Annotated in this window: 25 protein-coding genes; 20 read left to right on the forward strand and 5 right to left on the reverse strand. The window is 37.7% G+C overall.

The features are described 5' to 3' along the window. The first annotated feature begins 75 nt into the window (after positions 1 to 75). From murA to BK137_RS10740, 10 genes are all read left to right on the forward strand, one after another. Complete coding sequence (murA, locus tag BK137_RS10695) at positions 76 to 1374, forward strand: UDP-N-acetylglucosamine 1-carboxyvinyltransferase (protein ID WP_038180867.1); 1299 nt, start codon at positions 76 to 78, stop codon at positions 1372 to 1374. Positions 1375 to 1462: 88 nt separating this feature from the next. Next, entirely contained in the window at positions 1463 to 2446 is a 984-nt protein-coding gene (spoIID, locus tag BK137_RS10700; RefSeq protein WP_038180022.1) for a stage II sporulation protein D, read from the forward strand. Positions 2447 to 2482: 36 nt separating this feature from the next. Beyond that, entirely contained in the window at positions 2483 to 3139 is a 657-nt protein-coding gene (locus BK137_RS10705) for a M23 family metallopeptidase (RefSeq protein WP_038180012.1), read from the forward strand. Between the two features lie 111 nt (positions 3140 to 3250). Then, positions 3251 to 3526, forward strand: a complete 276-nt coding sequence (locus BK137_RS10710; protein ID WP_038180010.1) for a sporulation transcriptional regulator SpoIIID — start codon at positions 3251 to 3253, stop codon at positions 3524 to 3526. A gap of 207 nt (positions 3527 to 3733) precedes the next feature. Next, a complete protein-coding gene (gene mreB, locus BK137_RS10715) occupies positions 3734 to 4729 on the forward strand; it encodes a rod shape-determining protein (protein ID WP_038180007.1) in 996 nt (331 codons plus the stop codon). 69 nt (positions 4730 to 4798) lie between these two features. After that, positions 4799 to 5638: a flagellar hook-basal body protein gene (locus BK137_RS10720; RefSeq protein ID WP_038179996.1), complete on the forward strand. Its 840-nt coding sequence runs from the start codon at positions 4799 to 4801 to the stop codon at positions 5636 to 5638. A 39-nt stretch (positions 5639 to 5677) separates the two neighbouring features. Next, the gene (locus BK137_RS10725) at positions 5678 to 6517 is read left to right on the forward strand and encodes a flagellar hook-basal body protein (RefSeq protein WP_038179993.1); all 840 of its coding nucleotides are present in this window, start codon (positions 5678 to 5680) and stop codon (positions 6515 to 6517) included. 30 nt (positions 6518 to 6547) lie between these two features. Beyond that, on the forward strand, positions 6548 to 6847 hold the full coding sequence (locus BK137_RS10730) for a DNA-directed RNA polymerase subunit beta (RefSeq protein ID WP_038179992.1): 300 nt from the start codon (positions 6548 to 6550) through the stop codon (positions 6845 to 6847). Positions 6848 to 6887: 40 nt separating this feature from the next. Then, entirely contained in the window at positions 6888 to 7325 is a 438-nt protein-coding gene (gene fabZ / locus BK137_RS10735; protein ID WP_038179989.1) for a 3-hydroxyacyl-ACP dehydratase FabZ, read from the forward strand. A 110-nt stretch (positions 7326 to 7435) separates the two neighbouring features. After that, positions 7436 to 7744, forward strand: coding sequence for a hypothetical protein (locus BK137_RS10740; protein WP_038179987.1), 309 nt, complete (start codon positions 7436 to 7438; stop codon positions 7742 to 7744). A gap of 55 nt (positions 7745 to 7799) precedes the next feature. Here BK137_RS10740 and BK137_RS10745 read toward each other — a convergent pair whose 3' ends face one another. Then, complete coding sequence (locus BK137_RS10745) at positions 7800 to 8222, reverse strand: YwpF family protein (protein ID WP_038179985.1); 423 nt, start codon at positions 8220 to 8222, stop codon at positions 7800 to 7802. A gap of 261 nt (positions 8223 to 8483) precedes the next feature. Between BK137_RS10745 and BK137_RS10750 the strand changes: the two genes are divergently transcribed. After that, positions 8484 to 8930 carry a single-stranded DNA-binding protein gene (locus tag BK137_RS10750; RefSeq protein ID WP_076034294.1) on the forward strand — a complete coding sequence of 149 codons (447 nt, stop codon included), beginning with the start codon at positions 8484 to 8486 and terminating at the stop codon, positions 8928 to 8930. 298 nt (positions 8931 to 9228) lie between these two features. Here the strand turns inward: BK137_RS10750 and BK137_RS10755 are convergent, their stop codons facing one another. Together BK137_RS10755 and BK137_RS10760 are read right to left on the reverse strand one after the other, a co-directional pair. Next, a complete protein-coding gene (locus tag BK137_RS10755; RefSeq protein ID WP_179078264.1) occupies positions 9229 to 12006 on the reverse strand; it encodes a DEAD/DEAH box helicase in 2778 nt (925 codons plus the stop codon). Next, positions 12003 to 13574 carry a hypothetical protein gene (locus BK137_RS10760; RefSeq protein WP_038179983.1) on the reverse strand — a complete coding sequence of 524 codons (1572 nt, stop codon included), beginning with the start codon at positions 13572 to 13574 and terminating at the stop codon, positions 12003 to 12005. The genes BK137_RS10755 and BK137_RS10760 overlap by 4 nt, the downstream gene beginning before the upstream one ends. Positions 13575 to 13902: 328 nt before the next feature. Between BK137_RS10760 and BK137_RS10765 the strand changes: the two genes are divergently transcribed. The 7 genes from BK137_RS10765 (at position 13903) to BK137_RS10795 (ending at position 19947) form a co-directional block, all read left to right on the forward strand. Next, a complete protein-coding gene (locus tag BK137_RS10765) occupies positions 13903 to 14241 on the forward strand; it encodes a hypothetical protein (protein ID WP_038179982.1) in 339 nt (112 codons plus the stop codon). A gap of 109 nt (positions 14242 to 14350) precedes the next feature. Next, the gene (locus tag BK137_RS10770) at positions 14351 to 14803 is read left to right on the forward strand and encodes an IDEAL domain-containing protein (protein ID WP_038179980.1); all 453 of its coding nucleotides are present in this window, start codon (positions 14351 to 14353) and stop codon (positions 14801 to 14803) included. Between the two features lie 354 nt (positions 14804 to 15157). Next, complete coding sequence (locus BK137_RS10775) at positions 15158 to 15997, forward strand: flagellin N-terminal helical domain-containing protein (protein ID WP_038179977.1); 840 nt, start codon at positions 15158 to 15160, stop codon at positions 15995 to 15997. 476 nt (positions 15998 to 16473) lie between these two features. Continuing rightward, the gene (locus tag BK137_RS10780) at positions 16474 to 17304 is read left to right on the forward strand and encodes a transporter substrate-binding domain-containing protein (RefSeq protein ID WP_038179975.1); all 831 of its coding nucleotides are present in this window, start codon (positions 16474 to 16476) and stop codon (positions 17302 to 17304) included. 140 nt (positions 17305 to 17444) lie between these two features. Next, positions 17445 to 18107 carry an amino acid ABC transporter permease gene (locus BK137_RS10785; protein ID WP_038179971.1) on the forward strand — a complete coding sequence of 221 codons (663 nt, stop codon included), beginning with the start codon at positions 17445 to 17447 and terminating at the stop codon, positions 18105 to 18107. Positions 18108 to 18124: 17 nt separating this feature from the next. Continuing rightward, positions 18125 to 18853 (forward strand): amino acid ABC transporter ATP-binding protein, encoded by a 729-nt coding sequence (locus tag BK137_RS10790; protein WP_038179967.1) that lies wholly within the window; start codon positions 18125 to 18127, stop codon positions 18851 to 18853. Between the two features lie 167 nt (positions 18854 to 19020). Then, on the forward strand, positions 19021 to 19947 hold the full coding sequence (locus tag BK137_RS10795) for a nuclease-related domain-containing protein (protein ID WP_081730017.1): 927 nt from the start codon (positions 19021 to 19023) through the stop codon (positions 19945 to 19947). Between the two features lie 188 nt (positions 19948 to 20135). Here BK137_RS10795 and BK137_RS21900 read toward each other — a convergent pair whose 3' ends face one another. After that, entirely contained in the window at positions 20136 to 20387 is a 252-nt protein-coding gene (locus tag BK137_RS21900) for a hypothetical protein (RefSeq protein ID WP_155981158.1), read from the reverse strand. A gap of 141 nt (positions 20388 to 20528) precedes the next feature. Further along, positions 20529 to 20678: a hypothetical protein gene (locus tag BK137_RS22280; RefSeq protein WP_155981157.1), complete on the reverse strand. Its 150-nt coding sequence runs from the start codon at positions 20676 to 20678 to the stop codon at positions 20529 to 20531. A 112-nt stretch (positions 20679 to 20790) separates the two neighbouring features. On the opposite strand from BK137_RS22280, the gene BK137_RS10800 reads away from it, so the two are divergent. Both BK137_RS10800 and BK137_RS10805 read left to right on the forward strand, forming a co-directional pair. Further along, the gene (locus BK137_RS10800; RefSeq protein ID WP_038179961.1) at positions 20791 to 21945 is read left to right on the forward strand and encodes an aminotransferase class I/II-fold pyridoxal phosphate-dependent enzyme; all 1155 of its coding nucleotides are present in this window, start codon (positions 20791 to 20793) and stop codon (positions 21943 to 21945) included. 160 nt (positions 21946 to 22105) lie between these two features. After that, on the forward strand, positions 22106 to 23635 hold the full coding sequence (locus BK137_RS10805; RefSeq protein WP_038179958.1) for a glycosyltransferase: 1530 nt from the start codon (positions 22106 to 22108) through the stop codon (positions 23633 to 23635). Positions 23636 to 23703 lie beyond the last annotated feature (68 nt).

The following is a 23703-nucleotide window of genomic DNA, read 5'->3' on the forward strand; positions in this document are numbered from 1 at the left end:
TATTGACATCATACAATAGAAATTTATCGACTGAAATATATAATAAATGGATACATGGGTTCGGAGGGACAAATGGTGGAGAAAATCATTGTTAAAGGCGGTAATACCTTAACTGGTAACGTTAGAGTTGAAGGGGCAAAAAATGCCGTATTACCTATATTGGCGGCTACATTACTTGCGTCAAAAGGAAAAAATATTATTAAAAATGTGCCAAATTTGGCCGATGTGTATACAATTGATGAAGTATTAAAAAGTTTAAATGTGGAATTATCATTTTCACCTGAAACAAATACAGTAGAAATTGATGCAACTAAACAATTATCATCTGAAGCACAATTTGAATATGTACGTAAAATGAGAGCTTCAATATTAGTAATGGGACCATTATTAGCACGTAATGGTTTTGCACGCGTAGCTATGCCGGGTGGTTGTGCAATCGGATCACGTCCAATTGATCAACATCTAAAAGGCTTTGAACTAATGGGTGCGAAGATTTCAATGGGACACGGCTATGTCGAAGCAACAACTGAAGGACGCTTACACGGAGCTAAAATTTACTTAGACTTCCCAAGTGTAGGTGCAACTGAGAATATCTTAACTGCTGCAGCTTTAGCAGATGGTACTACATTTATCGAAAATGCTGCTAAAGAGCCAGAAATAGTAGACTTAGCTAACTTTATTAATGAGATGGGTGGTAAAGTTGTTGGCGCTGGTACTGACACAATCCGTGTAGAGGGCGTTAAAGAACTATATGGTACAACTCATTATATTATTCCTGATCGTATTGAAGCTGGTACATTTATGGTAGCAGCGGCGATTACAGGTGGAGATGTACTAATTGAAAATGCCATTGCTGAACATATGACAGCACTTGTCGCGAAAATGCGTGAAATGGGTGTTGAAATTACAGAAGAAGGCGAAGGTTTACGTATTCGTTCAAACGGATCTTTAAAAGCTGTAGATATTAAAACAATGCCACATCCAGGGTTCCCAACAGATATGCAATCTCAATTGATGGCTTTAATGTTGAAAACAACTGGTACTGGTGTTATTACTGAAACAGTATTTGAAAATCGCTTTATGCACGTTGAAGAGTTCAGACGTATGAATGCTTCTGCGAAAATTGATGGTCGTTCTGTTATTATTGATGGCCCATGTGATTTACAAGGTGCTGAAGTTGCAGCGACAGATTTGCGAGCAGCAGCAGCACTAATTCTTGCAGGATTAGTAGCTGAAGGAATTACGCGTGTTTCTGAATTGCATCACTTAGATCGTGGATATGTTAACTTCCATAAAAAACTAGCTGCTTTAGGCGCTGATATTGAAAGAGTATCGACGATTGAAAAAGCATCTGTAGAATTTCAAACAAATTAATCTAGCATAATACTAAAACGTTTAAGAGCTTAGTTGCTCTTGAACGTTTTTTTCGTATAACGACGAATGCTCCAGCATAGTATGGCATATGAAAAAAATTCTACTAATACCTATCAGCCTTTTTATCGTCATCCTTTTGTTTGTGCTACCAATTGTTAGTATGCATTTTTATCCTAAAAATTTCACAAACGTATCTACTACGCAACAGACTCAGAAGAAACAACAAGAAACTGAGCCACCTTGTGAAGTTTACATTACTGTGGAAGGAATTAAAGACCCCCTACCTCTAGAACAATATATCGCTGGAGTAATTGCAGCTGAAATGCCCTCTAGCTTTCATGTAGAGGCGCTTAAAGCACAAGCTGTAGCTTCACGCACATTTGCCCTTAAAGTCACGGAGAATGGCCAGAAAGCGATAAAACCGAGTGTCCTCCATCAAGTCTTTGAGTCAAAACAACAAAGAAAGAAAAAATGGGGAGCGAATTTCAATAAGAACGAGAAAAAATTACAAAAAGCTGTAGCTACTACAGCAGGTGAAATTCTCACTTATAACGGTGAATTAATCACGGCTATGTTCTTTTCTACAAGCAATGGAAAAACAGAAAGCGCAGAAGAATACAGTGGACAAGATATTCCGTATTTACAAACAGTTACTGTAGAAGGCGAAAAGGAATTGTCTCCAAATTACATTCAAAACACAGATTTCGCATTAACACAGTGGAATACCATCTTCAATTTCCAATGGTCAGCTGAACAACTAAACGCTATTAACCTAACTAGAAACAGCTCTAATCGTGTTCAAACGATGCAAGTGGGGAGTTATAGTTGGACAGGCAGGGAAATCCGAGAAAAGCTTAATATCCCTTCTACGGACTTCACAATCAATTGGAAACCAGCTCAAAATAAAGTCACTGTCACAACAGTAGGGTACGGCCACGGAGTAGGCATGAGCCAATACGGTGCGGAGGCTTTAGCGAGGGAGGGGGTCCATGCAAAGGACATCTTAAAGCACTTTTATAAGAAAGCTTCTATTACCTCCATAAAAAATAATAAAAACATATGTTTAAACTGAAGCGTTATTGTCTAGAATGACGTTGAGGTGATGACAATGAGGGAAGAAAACAGACCAAACCCTTCTCCGAAAAAAGGTAGTGTCACAACAAAGCGTTGGTTTTGGCCTACTATTTATGCAAGCTTTTCAATTCTGTTAGTAGGACTTGTTTGGGGATATAGTGCTTATACAAACTCAGACAATAACAACGCTACGAATTTAGCAAGTAAAGGCGAGACAGGCGCATCAGTTGAAACAAATGCTAAGGCAGAGTCTATGAAATACCCATTCCAACAGGATCTTTTAGATGAAGTAGCAATCGTACAAGACTTTTACGATGTCGAAGCAGATGAAAAAACGAGAGAAGGCGCATTGCTTGTGTTCAATCAAACTTTCACAACGAGCAACGGTATTTCACTTTCAGTTGATGGGAAACCATTTGAAGTATTGTCAGTGATGAGCGGTAATGTTGAGGAAGTGAAGATGGATCCATTCATCGGTAACGAAATCGTTATTGCACATCCAAACGGTACAACGACGAAATATAGCTCAGTAGGCGATATCAAAGTTAAAAAAGGTGACAAAGTTTCACAAGGACAAGTACTTGGTAAAACAATCGAAAACGAGTGGAATCCAACAGCGGGTAACCACTTATACTTCGAAGTTATGGAAGAAGGGGTTAATGTTAACCCTAAAAAACTCTTAGCTTTTTAAATTTAGCTGAATAATGTCATTTATCAACGAAATAAGGAATGCTTAGTTCTTAAAAGCTCCAAGCAAACATAAGTTGAAGAAACGTTCGTACATTGTGGAAAGGAAGAGAATGTGCACGAACATATTCGCAACCGCTGTTTGAAACTTGGGTTTATGTTGAAAGAAACGAGGCAAACCGTAAGAGCGATGGCACAAATTACAGGCTATTCAAAAAGCACTATTCATAAAGACTTAACAGAACGTCTCAATGAAGTAAATGAAGAGTTGGCCAAGGAAGTTAGTGAAATTCTTGCGTACCATAAATCGGTACGTCACATACGAGGTGGAGAGGCTACAAGGAAAAAATGGTTAGCCCGACAATCGACTATGGAGAAGGCATCGAAGTAGGCAATCTGCTTCGATGTCTTTTTACGTTATTAGGAAAATGAAAACGCGGATTTAGATTGAAAGAAAACCTTTAACAAGCCGTTCATATAAGCTATCTCCATAAAATATGTAGATGTAATTTCCACCTTGATATGATAAAATATTCTAGATAATTACATATATAAAACGTACGATAAATGCTGTTATGTGAAGGAAGGGGAAAGTTCCATGTTTTCTAAGGATATTGGGATTGATTTAGGAACTGCTAATGTATTAATCCATGTTAAAGGTAAAGGAATCGTTTTAAATGAACCATCCGTTGTTGCGATAGATAAAAATACAAATAGAGTGCTTGCTGTTGGAGAAGAAGCACGTAAGATGGTAGGAAGAACACCAGGCAATATTATTGCGATTCGACCATTAAAAGACGGTGTAATTGCTGATTTTGATATAACAGAAGCGATGTTAAGACACTTTATAAGTAAATTAGACGTTAAAGGGTTTCTCTCAAAGCCTCGTATTTTAGTTTGTTGTCCAACAAATATTACAAGTGTAGAACAAAAGGCTATTCGTGAAGCAGCAGAGAAATCTGGTGGTCGTAATGTCTACTTAGAAGAAGAACCCAAAGTAGCTGCTATTGGAGCAGGAATGGATATTTTCCAACCAAGTGGGAATATGGTTGTTGATATTGGTGGAGGCACTACAGATGTTGCCGTACTATCAATGGGAGATATCGTTACTTCTGAATCCATTAAGGTTGCAGGAGATGTATTCGATAATGATATCTTACAATATATTAAAAAAGAATATAAATTACTAATTGGGGAACGTACAGCCGAATCAATCAAAATGACAATCGGTACTGTGTATGCTGGTAGCCGAGAAGATGAGATGGACATTCGAGGACGAGACATGGTGACAGGCTTACCAAGAACAATTACAATTGGTTCTGCTGAAATTGAAAAGTCTTTACGAGAATCCATTTCAATGATTGTACAAGCAGCTAAAAATGTATTAGAAAAAACACCTCCTGAACTATCAGCAGATATTATTGACCGCGGTATTATAATTACTGGTGGTGGGGCATTATTGCATGGACTTGACCAATTATTAACGGACGAGTTAAAAGTACCAGTAATCTCTGCAGAGAATCCGATGAACTGCGTTGCTGAAGGAACAGGCATTATGCTCAACAATATGGACAAAGTATCAAAACATATTTGATTTGTAGCCGAAATAAGGAAAGTATAGAAATCGCATATACTTTAATTTATTGATGAAAGGGTGATTGCAATGTTTCGTGGGTTTTATACAGTAGCTACAGGTATGATTGCACAACAGCGACGTACTGAATTACTGTCAAATAATATTACCAATGCCAACACACCAGGTTATAAAGCAGACCAATCTACAATTCGTTCATTCCCAGATATGCTTATGTCGCGTATGACGAAGTCAGGTACGAATTTAGAGAGTGGATTAAACACAACAGCCAACAATCAGATTGGTGCATTAAATGCAGGTGTATACATGCAAGAAACATTACCAGACTACTCACAAGGTCAAATTACAGCTACTGATTTAACAACTGATGTTGCTTTAGTTGATAACCAATTACCGACGGATGCAGAAACTGGCGCTAAAGGTGCAATATTCTTCCGTTTAGAACATCCTACAGAAGGCGAAACGTATACACGTAACGGTAATTTCACTTTAGATCCACAAGGTTACTTAACAAACGCACAAGGTCTTTATGTGTTATCAGATAGTGGTCGACGTATACAGTTACAAAATGATGATTATCAAATTATGGATGATGGTCGTATTATCGGCGCTGGAGAGCAAGAAGTAGCACGTATCGGCGTATCATACGCAGCACAGCCAGATACACTTCAAAAGCAAGATAACGGACTATATCGTACATACAACGGTGAAGATTTACCATCTGCATACACTGTAAATGGTGTCAGCTTTAATTTAAAACAAGGTTATATTGAACGCTCAAATGTTGATGCTAGTAAAACGATGACAGAAATGCTGACAGCTTACCGTGCATTCGAAGCAAATCAAAAGGTATTACAAGCCTATGACCGTAGTATGGATAAAGCCGTTAACGAAATTGGAAAAGTGTAACAGAAACAGTATTTTTGAAATACATAGGAGGGCTATGATATGCTACGTACAATGATTTCCGCTTCCAACACGATGACTCAATTGCAACAACAGCTTGATACGATTGGAAATAACTTAGCGAATAGTAATACGCATGGTTTCAAAGCTAAGGAAGCAAAGTTTGGCGAATTATTATATCAACAATTTAACAATGACAAGTCTGATAAGACAGAGCGCCAATCTCCAATAGGAATTCGTATTGGTGTTGGGGCACAACTGGCCCAAGCACAAACGGTTTGGAAGCAGGGGAATATTCAAACGACAGAACGTTCTCTCGACTTTTCATTCACAAAGCCGAAGCAATACTTGAATATCATCATGCCAGATGGTGAAAATGGCGACCGTACAGTCTATACACGCCAAGGGGATTTATATATATCAACCGATGATTATAACAATGCCATGCTCGTAAATGCAGATGGTTATCCAGTTGCTGGAGCTGATGGAAATCCAATTATTTTCCCTGAAAACGTAAAGGAATTTGGTATGAAAGACAATGGTGAGCTGAATATTACTTTTGATGACGGTTCACAACGTACAGTAGAACTTGCTGTTACGGAGCTTCAACGTCCCCAACTAATGGAACATATTTCGGGTACATACATCGGTCTTCCTACAAACTTAAATGAATTAGGTGTGACAGAAGCTGATGTCCTTCGTAATTTACAAGGTGCAGACCGAGCTGAGATAGGTTTGCAAAACGGTTCTTTAGAAATGTCGAACGTAGATACGTCTAAAGAGATGACTGAGCTTATTAATACGCAAAGATCTTATCAATTTAATGCTAGAACGATTACTTTATCAGATCAAATGTTAGGTCTTGTTAACGGCATTCGATAAAGCAATCTGAACAGAGGAGAAAAACAAGTTATGACAAACAATTTGAAAAAAAACGTGACTGTGCCTAATACTTCAAAGCCAATGACTCGTAAAGAAGCAAAAATCGAGAGAGAGGTTAAAGAAGAAGTTAATATGAAATGGTGGTCAAATTTACGACTCCTCCCAATCGGGATGCGAATCCTTGTCGTACTCATTTTGCTTGTCATAGCGGCTGTGTCAGGTGCAATGATTGGTTATAGTGTTATTGGTGAAGGCGATGCATTAGATACACTGAAAGTCTCTACATGGCGCCATATATTTGATATTATGAACGGCGTAGTGGACAAATAATCATTATTTCTACAGAACCTTTCATATTAGGAGGACTAAAATGTTAACTGCAGATCAAATTCAAGCGATTTTACCTCATCGTTATCCATTTTTACTTGTAGACCGTATTCTTGAACTTGAAGAAGGAAAAAGAGCGGTAGGTTTAAAAAACGTTTCAATTAATGAACAATTTTTCAATGGGCATTTCCCAGGATATCCTGTGATGCCAGGTGTTTTAATTATTGAAGCACTTGCACAAGTTGGTGGAGTAGCACTATTGAAATCTGAAGAGTTTAAAGGAAGATTAGCTTTCTTAACAGGAATTGATAATGCGCGTTTCAAACGTCAAGTAATTCCTGGCGATCAACTTCGTCTAGAAGTAGAGTTTACTAAATTACGTGGTGTAATGGGTAAGGGACATGCCAAAGCAACAGTTGATGGTGAGCTAGTTTGCGAAGCAGACATTTTATTTGCAATTGGACCAGTACAAAATGCATAAATAAAACAAAGAGTTTTTAAGGATAGTTTCCTTCTTTCGGGGCAAGATATGTTATATCGCACGGATAGTGTGTGATGGATATGACATTGCAGAAAGGAGGGAACTTTTTTATGTGGATTAAACCTGCCGCAGTACTTATGCTAGGATCACTTCTACTCGTAGGCTGTAATAATGATAAAGCAAACGAGCCAGCAAAAGATGAAACACCGATGGAACGTGTTGAGGATGATGTGCGTGAAGGGGTGGATGATATGACACCAGACGTGCATGATGAAAAGGTGGATCAAACAGTACCTGGTGACAATGAAGTCATAGATGAAAACACAACAACAGAGAAGGAAATCATAGACGAAAACACAACAACGAATGATGATGTCGTCGAGGATAACCTTAATAAAGATAATAAAGACAATAAATAAAAATGATTATCAAAAAACTCGGCATAAGATTAATATGCCGAGTTTTTATCGTTTACTAAGGACTTAATCGAGGTCTATTTTTCATATCTGTTTTAAATTGAGTTAAAAGATCTTCACCTTCAAGACCTTCTTCAATTAACTTAGACAGTAATTGCTCTGCATATTGCCGACGTATCGTTTTAAGTGTTCCCTTCAGCAATACGGAAACTTGATTGTCTATTTCCTTCACAGCATTTACTACAACCCTAAAGGCTGCTGGTTCATTGTCTGGATAAGAAATAACTGCTCGCACTTCTAAAATTTCGTCGGTTCCTAAATAAGGTTCAAATACAGTTTTATATTGGTGATCCATATACATTTCCAAAACCCATGATTTATGGCTATTCTCTTGATTGATAATGATGCCATCTATTAAAGGGTAAGATTTTAACTGATTATCCTGTAACAATTCCAAAGAGAGCATTTTAAACGTTTTCACTAAAACCAACCACCATCCTTTATGTAATGTATTATGTCCATTATAACATATTCCTAAATGTTCCAAATTTAACATTTGGACAGTCAATCTAAAAAAGAAAACCTATATAAGACAACAGTTTACAGGAAAGAACTTAAATTGACACGTTAAAAAAGCTAATTATACATATCAGAAATAGACCAAAATCTATTTTTAAGACTTTGCACAAATATTCTTTCCCGAATATGATGGACTTACATTCAAGCAAAAGGAGGTGATACATTGAATCAAGTTTCTTTAGTAGGAAGGATTACAAAGGATCCTGAACTACGAAAGTTACAAGAAGGGAGGGTTCAAACTAACTTTATACTAGCTGTAAATCGAAACTATAAAAATCAAAACGGAGAAATAGAAGCTGATTTCGTCTTCTGTACAGCATGGGGAAGGCTGGCTGATAATGTTGTGAAGTATTGTGGCAAAGGATCACTAATAGGGGTTAGTGGCCGCTTACAATCACGCTCTTATCAAAAGGAGGATGGCAAACGAATCTATATAACGGAAGTCATTGGAGAGGACGTCCGTTTTCTCGTTTTGAAAGACAGGGAAGGTATACATGAAAAAGTCGCTACAGATGCAAGACTAACGAAACAACAAGCATCTGTAGCAGCAGAATTCACAAAAGAATTCCATCTGCCAAATACTGAAAAAGAAAAATTACCGATTGTTTAATCCATATCGCTATTGGAAGACCGCACCAATAGGCACATAATTTCCTTTAAAGAATTACCAAATAATCTACCACTTTACATGGAGAATGTTTCATAGATTATGGTATTAACATCGGACCAAGCAATTAGACTCAAACATGGATGAAGCAGTAAAAGTAATGATAAATCATTTCTTGAAATTTTGTCTATCTGAGTAGGGGAAGTAAGAAGTAGAAATAACGATTGTATGTGAATAAGATCTAACGGGAGAGATCAAAAAAATCCGGCTATCATGATAGCCGGATTTTATCGATAATCATTTAGTTAAAATTGAAAGATAATAGATCAAGGATTTCTTCGTCTTTTAGTTCAGTAATCCACTGACTTGATTGGATGAGATCCTCTGATAATGCTTGTTTTTCAGTTAATAGTGTATCGATTTTCTCTTCAATAGTTCCTGTCGTGATGAACTTATGAACATGTACAAATTGAGTTTGACCAATACGGTATGCACGGTCTGTCGCTTGGTTTTCCACCGCAGGATTCCACCAGCGGTCAGCATGTAGAACGTGATTGGCTGCTGTTAAGTTTAGTCCGGTTCCACCTGCTTTTAAAGACAAGATGAAAATAGGGAAATCACCTTTTTGGAAAGATTCAACGAAATGATCACGTTGTTGCTTAGGCATACTACCTGTTAAAAACGGCACATCGATATCATAAAGTTCGGAGAAACAATGTTGTAGTAAGTGGCCCATACCAATATACTGAGTGAAAATTAAGCATTGTTCATTATTACTGGCAATTTCAGATCCAAGTGTTACAAGGCGATCTAACTTTTCTGAACGCGGTAGCATATCGGCTGCATTATCAAAGGGTTCTTTTAAATACAGAGCGGGGTGATTACATAGTTGCTTTAACTTACTAAGCATTTTCAAAATCAAACCTTTACGTTCAAAGCCAGTTAATGTTTCGAGCTTATGCATAGTTTCTTGGATAAAGCTCTCGTAAAGTACAGCTTGTTCTTGTGTTAATGGACAGTATTCAAGCTGTTCAAGTTTATCAGGTAAGTTCAGCATAAGTGCAGGATCCTGCTTCGTTCTACGTAATAGGAATGGTTGAATTTTTTTTCGTAATTTTTGCTTATGAGCTTCAGAATCATCACGCTCAATCGGAGCGATATAATCTTCTTGGAAGCGACGAATGCTTCCTAAGTAACCTTTGTATATAAAGTCGAAAATAGCCCATAGTTCGGACAAGCGGTTTTCAACAGGTGTCCCTGTTAATGCAATATGATGCTCGCCATGCAACTTACGAATCGCTCTAGATTGCTTTGTTTGCATATTTTTTATATTTTGAGCTTCATCAAGCGCAATACAAGCCCAATTTAACTTTTCAAGGCTATCTGCATCTTGTGTAACAGTTCCGTACGTTGTCAACACAACTTGAGGGGATTGCTCTTTTAAGTAACTAACTAAAGATTCTTCTTTCAAACGACCTGCGCCATAATGTAAGTAAACCTCTAAAGAAGGGGCAAATCGTTCAAGTTCTTTTTGCCAGTTGCCTAAAACAGAAGTTGGGCAAATAATTAGAGTCGGTGGCTTTTCTTCTTCATAGACATGACATAAATAAGAGATAAGCTGAACTGTTTTGCCAAGTCCCATATCATCAGCCAAACAAGCTCCAAACTGCTGGTCACGCATGAATGTCAGCCATTCATAACCTTCCTGCTGATAAGGACGTAAAGAAGCCTGTAGCTTGTCTGATACAGGTACAGATGGCAAACCTTTTTTATCTTGTAGCTTTTTCACATAGTCCTTCAATGACTTCTGAATTTCAAATTGGAAGAATGGATCATCCGCAGAATCATCCTCATCCTCTTCCACTGGTACAACAAGTTCTTCAGGCAACTCCTGGAATAGCAGATCACGAACGGTCCAATTTTCATTTTCGGCTTTATCCATTAGTTTACGGATCTCTTGCATCCAAGCCGCATCCACCCGTACCCATTCTGTACCAGCACGTATAAATTCACGATTATCATTGACCATTTGTTGAAATTGCTCCATGGTTAGTTCTTGACCGTTTAAGGATAATTTCCAATTAAACGTTAGAATCTCTTGTAAACCAGCAGCTGATTTATAATTTGAAGCAGTGCTAGCACTAGCTCGTACTTTCACACGAGAATCTTTTATGTCTTTTAACCAAGCTGGTAAAATAATTTCAAATCCTAGTGCTTGTAGACGGATAAAATCTGCACGTAAAAACTGTCTAACATCTGCATCCGATAAAGTTAATGACAAGAATAAACTGGTATCAGCATTATCCATGTAATCATGCATATGCAATAAATTAGACATTTGACCTTGTAGCTTTTCTATTCCGTCAGCATGTTGCTTCCACTTATCAGGCAGCGCGTTTTCGATTTTCAAAGCGCGCTTGCGCATAGGTGGAGCCCAATAAGTCGCACTTTTTTTCCCACGAATAACGGTCTCTAATAACCAATCCTCAGACAATTCCTCTGGTTCACGCAACCTCAATGCAACGAAAATTTCATCATGAACATTTTTGGTTGTAATTGGCCATCCACCATTTCGGAAGAAAGGTAATAATGGCGGTAAATCTGAAAAAAGCAAACCAGCCTCCACCATTTTTTGCATTAATGCATTTTCTAGTAAATTTGCAGCTGTTTCATCTAATGGAACCTTTAGATCCAACTTTTGTTGTTCTTCGTCAAGTGAAATAGAATCCCATAGACGAGGAGAATACCAGAAGCTAGAGGCTTCATTTGCCGCAGTCAGCCACTTGGCTGATGCCATGTCGATACCTTCGTATTGAACAAAAGGATGTTGCTCTTTTTGAGAAAATAATTCAACCATTTCAAGGGGAGTTAACGTAACAAATTCCTCCGAATGATTAGCCGTTAAACCATAAAAAGTAGCCTCGTAGTGGAAGAAGAGAAAAGGAAGCCATTCATGTGTATACATTGGTTGTCCATCGGATTTAAAAGCTTGCAACGTGAACGATTGATTGGACTCGGTTTGAATGCCAAGCGTGATGGATTTCATGAAAGTAGATGGCACGTTTGAAATAGTTGTCATAGCTTCAGGTTTCCTTTCTCGATTTCTTCTTGTAAAGCTCGTAATCGTTTATATTGTTGGCGAAGTGTTTCGACATATTGATTCCAATATTCGTTTTTTGCACTTTTCTTCGCTGCAGCTTTCATTTTTTTCCAAACTCGGACTGCTTGTTTATAATGCTGTCTCGATTTTTGAGACACTTCTTCTAATGCAAGTGCATGATACAGAGGAAGTAGAACTTCAGGTTTATACTCCAACACATCCTTCACACCACATAACTCCAAATAAGCTAGTGAAGAAGGGAAGCGATGATGCAGAGCAGCCCATTCCAAATAACGTTCCTTTTCAATTAAATAATGTGAAAAAGGTTGCATGCCATACATACCGGAAGCTGTAAAGAGTAACTCTGCCTCTTCATCAGTTAAATCTATTTTTGAACAAAGACGATTGAAAGTATTGACGAAATTTGAACGATACCTCGTTGCTAACCAACTATTGATGAATTCATCTAACAGTGGAAGCATAGAACGCAAAATCATTTGTAGCGCTTCTGAATCTTCGTTACGGTCCGCAAAATGAGCTAGGTCGAGCCATACTAATAACTCATCGACTTTAATCTGTGTCAATGATTGTTGTAAATCATCATACTTTTTAAGCATAAGGAAGAACATAGCTCGGATGCTTTCTATATTTACATCACTCGAAAAGTCTTTTTCTGCACGAAGCATATCAAGTTCAAGCTCACGTCGTTTTTTCTCATTAAACATAGACTCCCAAAACAATGTATAAATGTACAATCGCTCTTCAAAATAACCTTCCTGTTTTACAAGGAAATAATGCGTCATTTGTTGCAATGTATCATAAAACGGATCCGTCGCAAAAAGACGAGATTTACTAGCTGTTAAGCGAATATAATCTTTTAATGCCTGGCTCTCTTGCTCGATAAAATTGATCATATAGGAGCGCGCCGACTCATTAGCTGGATGGAGGTGCTTCCAAGTATGAGATAGAAGTGCCATATGCGTAAATAATTGATATAAACTGCGCCATTCACGTTCTAAAGGCGTATGTTTTGCAATCTGAGACTGCATATCAGCGAAAATGCTCTCTATTAAATAAGGGTTTAATGATTGTTGATTATATAAATTTACTTTATAAATATTCTCCACAAGCTTTAGCCAACTTTCAGGCGTACGCTCATCTTTAAATAAAGAAAGCTGATTTAACTTCTGAGAACGGAAATTCTCGAGCCAACCAGACAGTGAATCAACATATTGATATAACACGAACATCGCCGCTAATTTATGGCGGCACCATTTTTTATTACGACAATCACATGTAAATAAATCATCGTTTATATATAACGTTGCCGTAGCAGGAGTAGCATCCTGCACAACAAAATGAAGTATATTAAGTACTTCACTATATGAAGAAATTTTCACATAGTTATGGCGTGCTAAAAAAGCTGCTCTTCTGACAAGCTCTTCATCCTCGGGAACTGATGAATTCAGCTCTAATTCAATTGCAGCCATATTATTGCGAATAGCATCTTCATACTTTTTGGCAATTTCTGAAATATTTGTATTCATACATTCCGCTCCTGAAAAAAGTCGTTCCTTTCATTATACGGCTATTTCAGGTCATCCGTAAATGCATAAGGACAGTCTTTATTTTATTATATTTGCAATCAAACAAGAATAATATTATTTTTACTGAAAATAAGCGGCTATAAGCATACAGTATGAATTGATAAATAGTGAAGAAAGTCTGATTTTATTACAAAAGCACATCTAAAACATGAAGAAAATCAATAAAACAGGGTACTTTTTCATTATGTTATTGAATTCTTAAGAGAATAATGTGAGAATGTATATAACTAAATATTGGAATAAATAATAATATTAGGGTGGTGATTGATTGGCACGCTATATGATTCGAATTCCTGATTTTAGATCATCCATACATTCAGTTAAATCCTTTAAATGGTATTTAGTTTATGCGCCTAAAAACCGTTCCAAAAAGGTCATCATTTCTTCTGAGGGAAGTTATGAAGAACGCCACGACGTTTATATTGATAATCACTTTTTCGATACAGTCAGTGTAGACTTAACCCGGAATCATATTTTTTTACATCAACGAAGAATGCCATACGAGCAAAGCGAGGAAAATTTAAAAGCTTTATTAACCACTATTTATGTAATCGCTGAGCCGAATACTTTTTATTTTTTTACATATGGAAGGAAGAAAAAGAGATAAATTCTAGAAAGCAAAAGAAATTTGTTCTTTTGCTTTTTATCTGCACTAAATGAGCATATAATGGTACCATATAAATAATCTGAAAATTCTATAAAAAGGAGTGACTTGCATGTTACATGTACGAAGAATGGAACCTTTTTATACTAAGAAAGAGGGTAATCGACTAAAGCTAGTATTTGCTTATCAATATTTTTCCATTACAAAAGAAGATGAGCTATATCATTTTGTCCCAGTAGAGGGCAAGGAAATCATTATCAATCTCAATAATCTACAAATTGAAAACTTATCTGAAGTATTTGTTTTCCAAAAAGGTAGTCGTTTCATACGCTTACCGTTGTATCAATTGCTAACTATATCTAACATCCATGATCATCTGCAACTAATTTATGACTCCTTAGAGCTTGGGAAGGAAAAAGGCAAAACAGTGCAATTCATTAGTACAAACAAGGAAGTAGTAGACCTAATCACTCAACTTGAAAAGAACAACAAACTTCGCCTTATCGATCAAGCACTCGCGGTTCGAGATGAGCATCTATTTTTCACACTAACAAACAAACTATAGCATCGTACTAACGGAGGATTTTCAATTGAATAACCAAACCACATAGAAAGCACCTATCATTTATAAAACGATAGGTGCTTTTAACATGCCCTCAATGTGTTAACACATATACAAAAATAATTAAAAGTGCTATAAAAACTCCAAATGCATTAATTACAAAATCATAGAAATCCAATTTTACATTTTTTTTTGATTCCATTTCAATATAGCCCCTTTCGATGAATACCGAGAATATTTATATAAAGCTTTGACAAATCACTTAAACTTTAAACACATGAACTAGAATATGATTTTCCTAATAAAGGAATTAATGTAAAGGCCGATATAAATGAAAAACACAAAAGGACTGAGGGTATGAGGATAGGAGATTGGTATTCACAAGGACTCTCTATATTAAAAAGTATGAATAACAACTGGAATATGGCGAGTAAAGCACTAGAACGCCTCTCAACGGGCTATCGTATTAACCGAGCTGGTGACGATCCTGCAGGGCTAGCCATTTCAGAGAAAATGCGTGCACAAATTCGGGGACTCAATATGGCCAGCAAGAATATTCAAGACGGTATCGGAATGATCCAAACAGCTGAAGGGGCACTCAATGAAACACATGCCATGCTTCAGCGTATGCGAGAACTCTCGACTCAAGCATCAAATGATACATTAACTGACGAAGATCGTCGTCAACTAAACCTAGAATTCCAAGAACTAAAAAAAGAAATTACAAGAACATCAACAGACACCGAATTCAATACAAAAAAACTTCTCAACGGCAGTGCATCAAAAGATCCTTTGAAAATTCAAGCAGGTGCAAACGCAGGTCAGACGATCGACGTATCCATTAATGATATGAGCGGCGCAAGCCTCGACATCGACGGACTATCTATTGATACCAGAGAGAATGCCGAATCAGCCCTCTCAAAACTTGACGCAGCTATCAATAAAGTCTCCAGCGAACGCTCGCGCCTAGGAGCTTACCAAAATCGTCTCGAACATGCCTACAACAACTCAGTCAACATGGCAGAGAACTTAACCGCTGCCGAATCCCGCATCCGTGATACAGACATGGCCAAAGAAATGATGAACTTTGTCAAAGCTAACATACTTCAACAAGCAGCCCAATATGCCTTAAGCCTACACAACCAACGAGCCCAATCCATCTTAGAGCTTCTACGCCCACCAAATCCAAAACGCTAAAGCCCGCCAAAACAGCGGGCTTTTTTATTTTAGGGAGAATGGCGGTGAGTAGTGATAGAGGAGTCTTGAGTAGCGCAAAAGGAGTCGTGAGTAGAGCCAAAGGGAGTCGAGTAGCGCCAAAGAAAGCCTGAGTAGGGCCAAAAGTGGCTCGAGTAGCGCTAAAGAGAGCTCGAGTAGTGATAAATGAAGCGTGAGTAGAGCCAAAGGGAGTCGAGTAACGCTAAAGGAAGCCCGAGTAGCGCTAAAACACCTCCAGCAGCGTCAAAGTTATCACAATCCCCAGTAATTATTGTATAAATTAATATACATACACTTTGCATAAAAATGAATAAAAACACGAAAAACCTATTAATATATGTATAAAATCTCTGAAAAACTTATAATATATTAATTTTTATGTAGACATATGAATAAAAATAAACTATACTTCAATTTATCAACTTATTCTAAAAATTAAATGAAGTGAGGTATATATTATGAAGAAATGGTTAGCGGCATTATTAATGATTACCATGCTAGTAGTTGCTGGATGCGGCAATGGTGGAGATTCAAATTCATCTGCAGGAAAGAGCAATAGTAACTCAACTATCCAAAAAGTAATCAAAGCAAAAAAACTAGTAATTGGTACAAACCCTGGTTACTTCCCGTTTGAAATGGTAGATTCAAAAGGAAAATTCATCGGTTATGATATCGATGTTGCACAAGCAATTGCAGATAACTTAGGTGTTAAATTAGAAGTAAAACAATACGGATTTGACGGACTGGTTCCGGCTCTACAAACGGGTGAAATCGACATGATCTTCGCAGGTATGTCTATCACAGGTGAACGTGCATTAGCAGTCAGTTTTGCAAATCCTTACTACAAAACAGGACAAGGTATCATGCTTCAATCAAAAAACAACACTATAAAATCATATGAAGACCTAGATAAAAAAGGCACTAAAATTGCAGCTCAAATTGCAACAACAGGTTCATTAATTTCAAAAGACATGTTCAAAAATGCAGAAATTAAAGATTATGAAGACTTCCCAGCAGCAGCATTAGCACTACAATCTGGACAAGTTGATGCAGTAATCTATGACGAACCAGCTATCCAAGTTTACAACCTACAACATGTAGGAAAAGTGAAGAAACTTGAAGGTGTCATCTCTGCAGATAACTTAGGTCTTGCAGTACAGAAGAATGATTTCGAATCAGTACAATGGTTAAACTCATTTTTACACTCATATATCGATAGCCCGGCTGAATTACAATCACGTGCAAAATGGTTCGAAAATAGCGATTGGTTAAAAACAGTTAAAGAATAATAGAACAAGCTGTACTTTGAAACATTACAAACGGCGTAGCTAAACATAAAGGGAGGACTACTCCACTATGTTTGCTGACGTCGTTGTAGTCTTTCATCGAATAAAAACCGATCACAGAAATGATCGAGGAGGACATTTACATGGACATTCAACTAGACTGGAGCGTCATTCCAAATAATATGGACGTCTTTATCCAAGGCGCCTTACTAACATTAGAAATTTCAGCGATCTCACTATTATTAAGTATTCCATTAGGAGTCATTTTCGGAATCGGGCGTATTTCAGGTAACCCTATTATTCGATTTATATCAAGTGCTTACGTAGAAATCATGCGTGGCGTACCATTACTAGTATTGTTAATGTGGATTTACTTCGGATTAGGTCAATTTTTCTCATTAGGATCTTATTGGGGTTCAATCGTTGGTCTAGCAACATTCTCAGGGGCATTCCTTGCAGAAATTGTTCGCTCTGGTATCCAAGCTGTTCCTAAAGGTCAAATGGAAGCAGCGCGTTCAGCAGGTATGTCAAATTTCCAAGCAATGCGCTACATCATATTACCTCAAGCATTCAGAAGAATCTTACCGCCAATGGCATCACAATTTATCATTCTTATCAAAGATTCATCGTTAATTTCGGTTATCGCAGGTGTAGATTTAACGTTAAAAGCAAAAAATTTAGCAGCAACATCATTCCGTTATATAGAAATTTGGACATTCGTTGCGCTCGTTTATTTCATCATGACATTCAGCTTATCTTTAATCATTCGTCAAATCGAAAAACGTATGCTGAAAAATGAACAATAAGAAGGGGAATGCGAATTATGATTTCTATCAAAAATGTTAATAAAAGTTTCGGTAATCATCATGTATTAACTGACATAGACCTAGAAGTACCAAAATCAAATGTTGTCGCACTAATCGGACCGAGTGGAGCAGGTAAATCAACTCTAATCCGTACCATAAATGCACTAGAAGAAATCGACAAGGGTGAAATAGTCGTGGACGGTATTTCTATTCATGACAAAAAAACGGATATTAACAAAGCTCGCACGAACATCGGCTTCGTATTCCAAAGCTTTAACCTATATCCGTTCTTATCAGCACTTGAAAATGTCACAATCGCCCCAATTAAAGTAAAAGGTCTATCGAAAGCTGAGGCAGAAAAACGAGGCAAAGAACTACTGACATCTCTAGGTTTAGGTGACAAATTCGATGCATATCCAGGGCGCCTATCGGGTGGTCAACAACAACGTGTAGCGATCGCACGCGCGCTTGCAATGGATCCTCAAGTCATGCTTTTTGACGAACCAACATCAGCCCTAGACCCAGAAATGGTTAAAGAAGTACTCGACGCCATCCGTAAGCTTGCGAACGACGGCATGACAATGGTAGTCGTTACCCATGAAATGGGCTTCGCTAAAGAAATCTGCGACCAAATTGTCTTCATGGCCGATGGTAAAATCGTCGAAGTCGCACCACCAGAAAAATTCTTCACAAATCCAGACTCAAAACGTGCACAAGACTTCCTATCTGTTGTCTTAAATCACTAAAAAAGAGCCAGCCGCATAAGCAGCTGGCTTTTTTGTGCTCATTATATAATTGTAATAAATTACAAAAAAAGATATAATAGTATGTAAAATTATGATGGAAAGGAGTAATAATAATTTTCGAACCAAGACCAAAACCAATAATATTGTCAGCATATCCAAGACTACTAATGAGGCTCTCCCCAACATTCTCAAAAAACATTGAATTGCAAAAAGAATTGATCAACATTCAAGCAGGATACAATGGAGAATGTAGAGTCGATCAATTAATTCAAGAAACGCATTTTACTCTCCCATTTCAAACTCTCCCAAATGTTGAAATTCAAGCATCCCCAAACAGACTCATTCAAATCGATTCATTAATAATCACACCAAGCTATATTTGCATTCTTGAAGTAAAACATCTAAGAGGAACATTAAAATTCTTAGAAAACCCCTACCAACTAATCCAATCAATTGATGGCACCAACACAACATACGTATGTCCTCAACAACAAATTTTACGAACAGTCGACAGTTTAGAATACTGGTTGCAACACGAAGTCGGCATGCAATTACCAATTTTCAAAGCAATCGTATTGCCAAACAAACGCACACACATCGAGATCCCACCAACACAAATTAAATTACTAGGATCAAAAGAAGTACCACTATATCTACAAGAATTAAATAAATACCCAGCCATTATCACAACAAATCAATTTCAACATATTATTAATAAAATAAAAAATAGCAACATACCATACAACGTCTTTCCATTAACAAAAAAACACAGTATTCCTTTAGAACAACTTAAAACTGGCATCATCTGTTGCTGTGGGGGACAAGGCAGACGTTACTCCCAACGTACATGGACATGCCAAACCTGTGGGAAAAATATCGACAACGCAATCAAACTAGCAATGCTAGACTGGTTCTGGCTCTTCAAATCAACCATAACCCATAAAGAATGTAGTCAATACCTACAAATTAACAACAAAAACCGAATAACAAAACTACTAAAACAAATGACCCTAACCCCCACCGGCCATACTAGATCACGAACATACCACTATGATTATAGAAAGCCATTGTTTAAAGAGAATCTGTCTAAGTAACAATCAAGAATAGTTTTTAAATAAAGATAGATTTTGAGTAGAGCCAAAGCCGGAATGAGAAGCGCTAAACCCTGAGCGAGAAGAGCCGAAGCCCAAGCGAGCATCGCCAAAGCCAGCGAGTAGAGCCAAAGTCAGAATGAGAAGCGCTAAACGCTGAGCGAGTAGAGCCAAAGCCGAAGTGAGAAGCGCTAAAGCCAGCGAGTAGAGCCAAAGCCAGAGTGAGAAGCGCTAAATGCTGAGCGAGTAGAGCCAAAGCCGAAGTGAGTAGCGCCAAAGCTGAAGCGAGAAGCGCTAAAGCCAGAGTGAGAAGCGCTAAATGCTGAGCGAGTAGAGCCAAAGCTGAAGTGAGAAGCGCTAAAGCCAGTGAGTAGAGCCAAAGCCGGAGTGAGAAGCGCTAAATGCTGAGCGAGTAGAGCCAAAGCTGAAGTGAGTAGAGCCAAAGCCAGAATGAGAAGCGCCAAATGCTGAGCGAGTAGAGCCAAAGCCGAAGTGAGAAGCGCTAAAGCCAGCGAGTAGAGCCAAAGCCGGAGCGAGCAGCGCCAAAGCCTGGCCGAGTAGAGCCAAAGCTGAAGTGAGTAGCGCTAAAGCCAGCGAGTAGAGCCAAAGCCAGAGTGAGAAGCGCTAAACCCTGAGCGAGTAGAGCCAAAGCCAGAGCGAGCAACGCTAAATCCAGAAAAAAGAGCTAAAGCCGAAGGGAGCATCGCCAAGCCCCACCCGAGCAACCTCACCATAAAATCAAAAAATCTCCAAAATATGAAATAAAATATTTAAGTTTTCAGAATATGAGGGTATAATAAATAGCAAGAAACAAAAATGCTAATCAAATGAAAGAAGGAACACCAAATGTCTTTATCCCTTAACCCGAAAGCTCTAAAGGGTGGTTTACCTGGTATACGCCAATTCGCAAATCAACTGATCAACTACCCTGATGCCATCAACTTAACGATTGGCCAACCAGACTTCCCAACTCCTGAACCAATCAAACAAGCAGGTATCCGTTCAATCGAACAAAACCTTACAACATACTCTCATAACGCTGGTCTCATCGAACTTCGAGAAGCGGCTGTAGCGTTCTTTAAAGAAAAATATGATTGCCATTATAATGCTGTAGACGAAATTATCGTCACAAACGGAGCAAGTCAGGCTATTGATTCTGTATTCCGTACAATCTTCGAAGAAGGGGATGAAATCATCCTCCCAGCACCAATTTACTCAGGATACGAACCAATTATCCAATTTTGCGGTGCAAAAGTAGTTTACTTAGATACGACAGATACAAACTTCCAACCTTCAGCGGAACGTCTAGAACAACTAATCACACCTAAAACGAAAGCCGTACTATTTAACTTCCCATCTAATCCAACAGGAGCTACAATCTCCCATGAACAAATGGACGCGTTAGCAAAAGTACTAACAAAACAAGATGTCTATATCATTTCAGACGAAATCTATAGTGAAAACACATTCGAAGGTGAACATCGCTCATTCGGTGCGTATCCTGAGCTAAAAGATAAATTGTTCTTAATTCACGGTTTATCAAAATCACACTCAATGACAGGCTGGCGTATAGGGTTTCTTATGTCATCTGCTAAGCTTTTGGCAGAAGTCGTGAAAATTCACGCGTACAATGCAATATGTGCTGCACTTCCTAGCCAATATGCTGCTATCGAAGCACTTACAAACTGTAAAGACATTCCATCTGAGATGAACAAACAATATATTGTCCGTCGTGATTATGTTTTCGATCGCCTTGTTGCAATGGGTATTGAAGTTCAAAGACCAAATGGTGCATTTTACATTTTCCCATCTATCAAAAAGTTTGGATTATCATCTCAAGAATTTGCAATCCGTCTTATGAAAGAGGGAGGCGTTGGTGCTATCCCAGGATCTGTTTTCACTCCATATGGTGAAGGCTATATTCGCATTACTTACGCGTATGCACCAGCAACATTAAAAGAAGGCCTTGATCGTCTTGAAGCCTTTATTCAAACACTATAAATTAAAAAATATACCCAAAATGCCAAGTGAAACTATCTCACTTGGCATTTATCATGAGTCATGCAAAATATACGGCTAACTTGAAAATAATTGAATTCAGAGTTGAAAACAGAGTATAGTAGACCTTAACAAACACACCCAAAAAGAAAGTAGTGAAATAATGAAAAAAATATTCATGGTCGTTTGGGACATTGACGTAGATAAATATGGCGTTAATAGTGTCATGTATAAGAGGGCAGGCTTATTAAATAACGCTAATTATTGCACTGAACTAATCACACTAGACTATAAAGATAATTATTCTGAAATAGAATTAAAGTTAAAAAAAGAAGGTAGACTTTCCGAAAACGTCAAAATCACGAACATTTATGACTACTATAAAAAAAGCTACACAAAAAGTGAACCAACAGCTGAAAGTATTGAAAGCTACCGATTAGCCAGCGAAAAATTTGAACCCGAATATCAAGTAGAAGAAAGCGGAGAACAAACGCACTACTTCCAAAATGGTACATATGTAAAATGCAAAGCTTGGGACAAGCATCAAAAATTGAGATATATCGACTATTACACACCCGAACAAATTCTCATTAAACGTGAAGAATTCCATAACGATGGTTATATTAATCGTACGCTTTATTATCATTTGTCTAACAATGAGCTAAACCAAGAGCTACACTATACACCAGACGGCTTTTGTTATCTTTCGAAATGGTACAACCATAAAACGGGGAAGCAACAGAAAATTTATCTATTTCATCCCGAGTCAAAAAAAGTCTTAAGTTTTGCTAATAACAAAGAATTTCATGTCAATTGGTTTAACGAATTATGCAAAAACGAGCCGGAAAAGCCAATTATCATCTGCGACGGAGCAGGTACAGCAAGTAAAGTTCGGAGTATGGAATCCGGCTTGGCACACCGTATCTATACTATTCATACAAATCATTTTGAAGCACCTTACACTTACGGTAGTGAGCTCAAAGAACATCACAGAGGCATGCTAGAAAATTTAGAGAATGGCGACCCTATTATTGTCCTAACAGAAAAGCAAAAAGAGGATATCATCAAGCAATTTGGTGATCACGACAACATTTATGTCATTCCAAATACAATCGAAGTGAATAATGTGGATATGACTAAAAAAGATCCACTTCTTGTTACAGTTGTAGCAAGATTAGATGAAGGTAAAGCAATTGGTGAAGCTGTTCGTGCATTTGCTAAAGTTATTCAAGACGTTCCTGATGCTAAACTTCACATTTACGGTGCAGGGCCTAGAAAACGTGCGCTAACATCGCTTATTCGGAAATTAAAATTGAGAAAAAATGTCGAATTAAAAGGCTACACAAACAAAGTAGACGAAGTATTAGCAAAAGCTACCGTAACAGTCCTAACATCAAAATACGAAGGCTTTAGCTTAATAGCGTTAGAATCATTTGCTAATAAAACACCGGTCATTTTATACGACAACAACTACTATATAGACGAATTTGAACCAGCAGGACAGAATGGTTATGCTGTTCCAAATAAGGATCGTGAGCAATTAGCAGAAAAGATCATCTACATGCTAGAAAATGAAGACGAGGCAAAAAGAATGGGAGAAAATGCATACCGTACCGCACAAAAGAAATACTCTCCTGAACTTCAATACGAATTATGGAACAGTCTTTTGAATAAAGTCACATCACAAGATTAAAAGGTCGCTTAGGCGACCTTTTTTTTGTTTGTCATTTCTAAACAAAATAAAAAACCACCTCTCCAATA

It is taken from the genome of Viridibacillus arenosi (assembly GCF_001955655.1).
GTDB lineage: Bacteria > Bacillota > Bacilli > Bacillales_A > Planococcaceae > Viridibacillus > Viridibacillus arenosi.